This is a genomic window from Roseitalea sp. (assembly GCF_984466335.1).
In genome coordinates this window covers 1-5,478 of record NZ_CFIFWG010000184.1, presented here as the reverse complement: position 1 = coordinate 5,478, position 5,478 = coordinate 1, and the positions used below count along the sequence as shown (strand labels likewise).

The 5,478-nt window shown below is 68.6% G+C and carries 6 protein-coding genes; 2 read left to right on the top strand and 4 right to left on the bottom strand.

From position 1 onward, the window contains the following. Positions 1-30 precede the first annotated feature (30 nt). On the bottom strand, positions 31-1,059 hold the full coding sequence (gene xylF, locus AC5E6L_RS13710; protein WP_491228572.1) for a D-xylose ABC transporter substrate-binding protein: 1,029 nt from the start codon (positions 1,057-1,059) through the stop codon (positions 31-33). 207 nt (positions 1,060-1,266) lie between these two features. On the opposite strand from xylF, the gene AC5E6L_RS13705 reads away from it, so the two are divergent. Next, positions 1,267-2,544, top strand: a complete 1,278-nt coding sequence (locus AC5E6L_RS13705) for an ROK family protein (protein WP_491774013.1) — start codon at positions 1,267-1,269, stop codon at positions 2,542-2,544. Further along, positions 2,541-4,061, top strand: coding sequence for a CRTAC1 family protein (locus AC5E6L_RS13700; protein WP_491774011.1), 1,521 nt, complete (start codon positions 2,541-2,543; stop codon positions 4,059-4,061). The genes AC5E6L_RS13705 and AC5E6L_RS13700 overlap by 4 nt, the downstream gene beginning before the upstream one ends. 20 nt (positions 4,062-4,081) lie before the next feature. Here AC5E6L_RS13700 and AC5E6L_RS13695 read toward each other — a convergent pair whose 3' ends face one another. From AC5E6L_RS13695 to AC5E6L_RS13685, 3 genes are all read right to left on the bottom strand, one after another. Continuing rightward, positions 4,082-4,390: a type II toxin-antitoxin system RelE/ParE family toxin gene (locus tag AC5E6L_RS13695; RefSeq protein WP_491228569.1), complete on the bottom strand. Its 309-nt coding sequence runs from the start codon at positions 4,388-4,390 to the stop codon at positions 4,082-4,084. After that, complete coding sequence (locus AC5E6L_RS13690) at positions 4,377-4,532, bottom strand: hypothetical protein (RefSeq protein ID WP_491228568.1); 156 nt, start codon at positions 4,530-4,532, stop codon at positions 4,377-4,379. Before AC5E6L_RS13690 ends, AC5E6L_RS13695 begins: the two co-directional genes overlap by 14 nt. A gap of 71 nt (positions 4,533-4,603) precedes the next feature. Then, on the bottom strand, positions 4,604-5,478 hold an 875-nt coding region (locus AC5E6L_RS13685), incomplete at its 5' end, for a cytochrome-c peroxidase (protein WP_491774008.1).

Here is a 5,478-nt window from a genome sequence, read left to right as displayed (position 1 = left end):
GCGCGGGGGCGAAAACGGGTCGAGACGGGATCAGTCGCAGGGCGCAGGGCCGCCCGAGACGCCCTGGCAGAGCACGTCCTGCGCGATCCAGCCGGCATCGACGACCACCGACAGGTTCCCGGCGGTGATCGGCACCGGTTCGAGGAACCGCGCGGTCAATTGGGCGCCGCCCGGCGAGGTCCAGGCGCCGGCCCCCTCGATGTCGGCCATCGCCGTGCCGTTGGCCAGCGCGACCGCGATCTCGCCCGCCGCACGGCCCAGATCGCGCGCGTCCTTCCACACCGAGACGGTCTGCGTGCCCTTGGCGATGCGGTTGAGCGCGGCATGGTCACCGTCCTGGCCGGAGACCGGAATGCCCTCCATGCCCTGCGCGGTGAGCGCGGCGACGACGCCGCCGGCCGTGCCGTCATTGGAGGCGACCACCGCGTCGACATCATTGTCGTTGGCGGTCAGGATCTGCTCCATGTTGCGCTGGGCGTTGGCCGGCAGCCAGCCATCCGTGTAGGCTTCGCCGACGATGGTGACGGCGCCCGCATCGATGGCCTCCTGCAACACTTCCTGCTGGCCGCCGCGCAGGAAATCCGCGTTCGGGTCCTGCGCCGAGCCCTTGATCATGACGTAATTGCCCTCGGGCTGGGCGGCGAACACCGCGCGCGCCTGCATGCGGCCGACCTCGATATTGTCGAAGGTGAGATAAAAGGCGCGGGCGTCCTCGATCAGGCGGTCGTAGCCAACCACCGGAATGCCCTCGTCGGCGGCGGCCTGAACGGCCGGCCCGATCGCCTGCGCGTCCTGCGCCAGCACGATCAGCGCGTCGACCCCTTGGGCGATCAGGCTTTCAATGTCCGAAAGCTGCTTGGCCGAGGAGGACTGCGCGTCGGCGGAGACATAGTCCGCGCCGGCGGCTTCGAGCGCGGCCCTGATCGCCGCCTCGTCGGTCTTCCAGCGCTCTTCCTGGAAGTTCGACCAGCTCACGCCGACGGTTATGCCGTCCTGCGCCATTGCGGCCGAAGACAAACCGACGGCGACGGACGCCGCAAGCAAGACTGCTTTACGCATTCTATTTTCCTCCCGAAATCTACGCCATGAGGCGGCGGACGGCACCGAGCCGACATCCAACCATGCCATATTAATTTCATTTGTCAAAATAATTTGACGGCCCAATGCGAAAGTGGCTAGCGTGAGAAAGGAGGAGGAGCTGTCATTGCGTGACTTGCGGAGTTTTCCGGCGATTTTGCGCTTAATTTATGTCGGCTGCTGAAGAAAATGCACGCCAGCATCAGTGCACAGGCGAAAACGCCCGATAGCGCCCCGGCCGGCTGCGGGCCGCTGACGCCGCCTTTGTCCGGCGCGGTCAAGCCGCTGCGGCAGCAGGTCTTCGAGGCGATCCGCGCCGCCGGGTCGATCCCGCGCGTTGACGTTGCGCGCAAGGTCGGCATCAGCCCCGGCTCGGTCACCGCGATCACCTCGGACCTGATCGAGGCCGGGCTGATCGCCGAGACCGGCGCGCCGAGCCGCGATGCGGATGCAGGGCGCGGCCGTCCTCCGGTCGCGCTGAGCGTGCGGTGCGGCGCGCGCTTCGTGGCCGGCATCAAACTGTCCTCGCCCAGCCATTCGGCGGTGATCGCCGATTTTGCCGGAAACCGGATCGGCGCGGCCAGCGCGCCGCGCGCCCATGCCCGCCACGGGACGGCGGCCGTTGTCGAGGAGACGTGCCGGATGCTCGATGACGCCCTGGCCGCCGCGCGCCTGTCGCGCGCCGATCTCGCCGCGGTCGGCCTGGGCTTGCCCGGCTTCGTCGACAGCGGGACGGGCCGTGTCACCTGGTCGCCGATCATGGCCGAACACGACGTGCCGCTCGCCGGCCTGGCGCAGGACAGGATCGGCGTTCCGGTGTGGGCCGACAATGACGCCAACCTGCTGACCATGGCCGAACTGTGGTTCGGCGCCGGGCGCGCCCTGCCCGATTTCGCCGTCGTGACCATCGAGCACGGCGTCGGCATGGGGCTCGTCGTCGATCACGATATCTATCGCGGCGCCGGCGGCATGGGCATGGAGTTGGGGCACATCAAGGTGCATCTGGACGGCGCGCTGTGCCGGTGCGGCCAGCGCGGCTGCCTTGAAGCCTATGTGGCCGACTACGCGCTGGTGCGCGAGGCCTCGACCGCGCTCAACTGGACGAGCGCGGAACGCGAGCCGCGGATCGTTCTGGAAAGCCTGTTCAGTCACGCCAAGGCGGGCAATGCCGCCGCGCGTTCGATCTTCCGCCGCGCCGGGCGCTACCTGTCGCTCGGCCTTGCCAACGTCGTCACCCTGTTCGATCCGGGCCTGATCATCCTGTCGGGCGCGCGCATGCGCTACGACTATCTTTATGCGCGCGAGGTTCTGGCCGAGATGGCCGATCTGTCGCCGGCGATGCGCGATCGGGGGCCGAGGGTCGAAACCCACGCCTGGGGCGATATGGTCTGGGCGCAGGGCGCGGCCGCGCTCGCCCTGGCGCGGGTGACCGACGATATTCTGGGCGCGCGGGCGAACGGCAGATGAGGGCGCCCGTCCTCGTCGCCGCCCTGCTCGGCGCCCCGACGCAAGCGGTCGGCGCGGATCATCCCGTCTTTGTCGACCGGTCCGCCGGCCTGCCGATCGAGCACGTCTATGCCGGCGGCTGGGAGCATTTCGTCGGCGGCGGCGTGGCGGTGTTCGACTGCAACGCGGACGGTTTCCCCGACGCCTATGTCGCCGGCGGCGCGAACCCCGCGCGGCTTCTCGTCAACGCGACCGCCGGGCCGGGCGAACCCATCCGCTTTGAAACCGGCACCACCGCGCCCGGGTTCACCGGGGTCACCGGCGCCTATCCGCTCGACATTGACGGCGACGGCCATATGGACCTTGCCGTCCTGCGCCTCGGGCCGAACGCGCTGCTGCGCGGGGGACCGGACTGCCGGTTCGAGGACGCGACCGAAGACTGGAGCTTTGCGCCCGGCAATGCATGGAGCACGGCCTTTTCGGCGACCTGGGAGGCGGGGCGGGACCGGCCGACGCTCGCCATCGGCAATTATGTCGACCGCGACGACCCCGAAGGCCCGTTCGAGGCGTGCGACGCCAACGAGCTGCACCGGCCGGACGGGCGACGCTACGGCGCGCCGATCGGGCTGGAGCCGGGCTTTTGCGCCCTGTCCATGCTGATCTCGGACGAGCGCCGGCTCGGCAAGCGCCGTCTGCGCATCTCCAACGATCGCCATTACTATGTGCGCGGCGGATCGGAGCAGAAGCTCGACCTCGACACGCTGACCTTCCTGGGCGAAGCCGACGGCTGGCCGGAGGTCTCGCTGTGGGGCATGGGCATCGCCGCGCGCGACCTGACCGGCGACGGCCGCGCCGAGGTCATGTCCACCTCCATGGGCGACCAGCTTTTGCAGATCGCCACGGACGATGGCTATGAGGCGGCGCCGTTCGCGCTGGGCACCTATGCGCACCGGCCCTTCATCGGCGATGACGGCCGGCCCTCGACGGGCTGGCACGCCCAGTTCGGCGATGTCGACAATGACGGTCTGGACGATCTGTTCATCGCCAAGGGCAATGTCGACCAGATGCCGTCCAACGCCATTGACGACCCCAACAACCTGCTCGTCCAGCGCGCCGACGGAACGTTCAAGGAGACCGCGCATCTGGCCGGCATCGCCACGACCGCGCGCGCGCGCGGCGCCGCGCTCGCCGATCTGAACGCGGACGGCAGGCTGGACCTGATCGTCGTCAACCGCCGCGCGCCACTGGAGGTGCATGAGAACGCAACGCCCGATGCCGGCAACTGGATGGCGATCGATGTCCGCCAAAAGGGCAGCAATCGCAACGCTGTCGGCGCCGTGATCGAAGCACGGATCGGCGGCCGCGCGCATGCGCGCGAAATCACGGTCGGCGGTGGCCATGCGGGCGGCATGGCCCTGCCGCAGCATTTCGGGCTGGGCGCGGCGGAGACCGCCGAGGTGCGCGTGATCTGGCCCGATGGCGCAGTGTCGGAGTGGCGGACGCTGGGCGCGAACCGGACATGGCTGATCAAGCGTTGAGGGGAGGCGGCCGGAGGAGGTCAACCGATGTCATCGGGCGGGTATTGCCTCCGATTGTGGATGATCGCGGTCACGACAAGGTGGTTTTCGCCCAGCTGCCGATAAACCACGAAATAGGGCACCGTGGATATCGTCAATTCCCACGTGCCTTGCACGCGACCAGGTTTGCCAGCAGACGGAAACGAACTGAGCAGCTCGATCGCATCGAGAATTCGGGCGATAGTCCTTCCGGCTATAACAGGGTTCGGTGTGTGCCCAAGCCGGGCAATGTAGCGGTGGATCGAAGCCAGATCGTCCTGCGCCTTGCCGGAAAGCTCAACGCGCACCATACAGTTTCTTCACCAAACTGAGCGGCGCGCGCTTTTCAGGATGCGCATCGTCCTGGGCGATCGAATTGCGAATCTTCCGCTCAGCCCAGGCAAGGTAGCGCTCGCCGCCCGTCGGTGGTTCGGGTTCGGTGAGTTCGGCCAATACCGATCTGTCGTCAGGCGCGCACATGATCCATCATATCAAGAACCGATCCGATCGGAAAGCCATTGCCCCTAACGCTCCACCGCGAGCCCGCTGGGCACGCTGTCGGGAATGCCCAGGCGCCCCCTGGCGGCATCCGCGTCCGTCAGCGCGCCAAGGAAGGCGACCAGCGCGGCAAGATCGGCGTCGGTGAGCGCCACGGGCGCGGTCTCGACGGCCCCGGCGATGGCCGCCATCTCGCCGGCATCGTCCAGCACGGCGAAATCGACGGCGCCTCCGAGCCCGGCGAGCACGGCCTGGCCGGGATCGTAGACCGCAAGGCCGGCGGCCGGATCGGCATGGTGCCGCACGAAGGCTTCGAGATCGGCGAAGGCGCCCGCGTGACCGTAAGGGGCGGTCAGCGCCACGTTGCGCAGGGACGGCGTGCGGAACCTGTAGGCGTCGGCGGGATCGTTCGTCACCCGCATGCGGCCGGTGTCGCGCGCATGCCGCTCGAACCGCTCCGCCTTGCCCGGCCCGATCTGCGGCTGGCCCATGGCGTGGAACCCGTGATCGGTCAGGAACGGCCCGGCATGGCAGGCGGCGCATCCGGCCGCGCCGTAGAACAGGTCCATGCCCCGCCCGGCCTCCCCCTCAAGCACAGCCTGCCCGCGCAGGACCGCATCGAACGCGCTGGCATCGGAGCGCCACTCGAACGCGATGAAGGCGGCGACGGCATTGGAAATGTCGGTGAAGGCGATCGGCCGGCCGGCACCGATCTCGGGATAGACCGTCTCGAAGCGCGTCCGGTAGGCGTCGATGGCGGCCACGCGCCTCGAAATCAGGTCCCAGGCGCCGCCCACGCCCGTGATCCGCCCCTGCCGGACGGCTCGGGATATCTCGTTCTCGCTGTAATGGCCGGCCATCTCGTCCTGCGACAGCACGGGAAACATGGTCTGCGCCGACA

What these genes read in the sequence shown, in the direction of transcription:
- AC5E6L_RS13695 (WP_491228569.1), bottom strand. Translation starts at nt 4,390, where the DNA reads ATGGTGCGCGTTGAGCTTTCCGGCAAGGCGCAGGACGATCTGGCTTCG.
- xylF (WP_491228572.1), bottom strand. Translation starts at nt 1,059, where the DNA reads ATGCGTAAAGCAGTCTTGCTTGCGGCGTCCGTCGCCGTCGGTTTGTCT.
- AC5E6L_RS13700 (WP_491774011.1), top strand. Translation starts at nt 2,541, where the DNA reads ATGAGGGCGCCCGTCCTCGTCGCCGCCCTGCTCGGCGCCCCGACGCAA.
- AC5E6L_RS13705 (WP_491774013.1), top strand. Translation starts at nt 1,267, where the DNA reads ATGCACGCCAGCATCAGTGCACAGGCGAAAACGCCCGATAGCGCCCCG.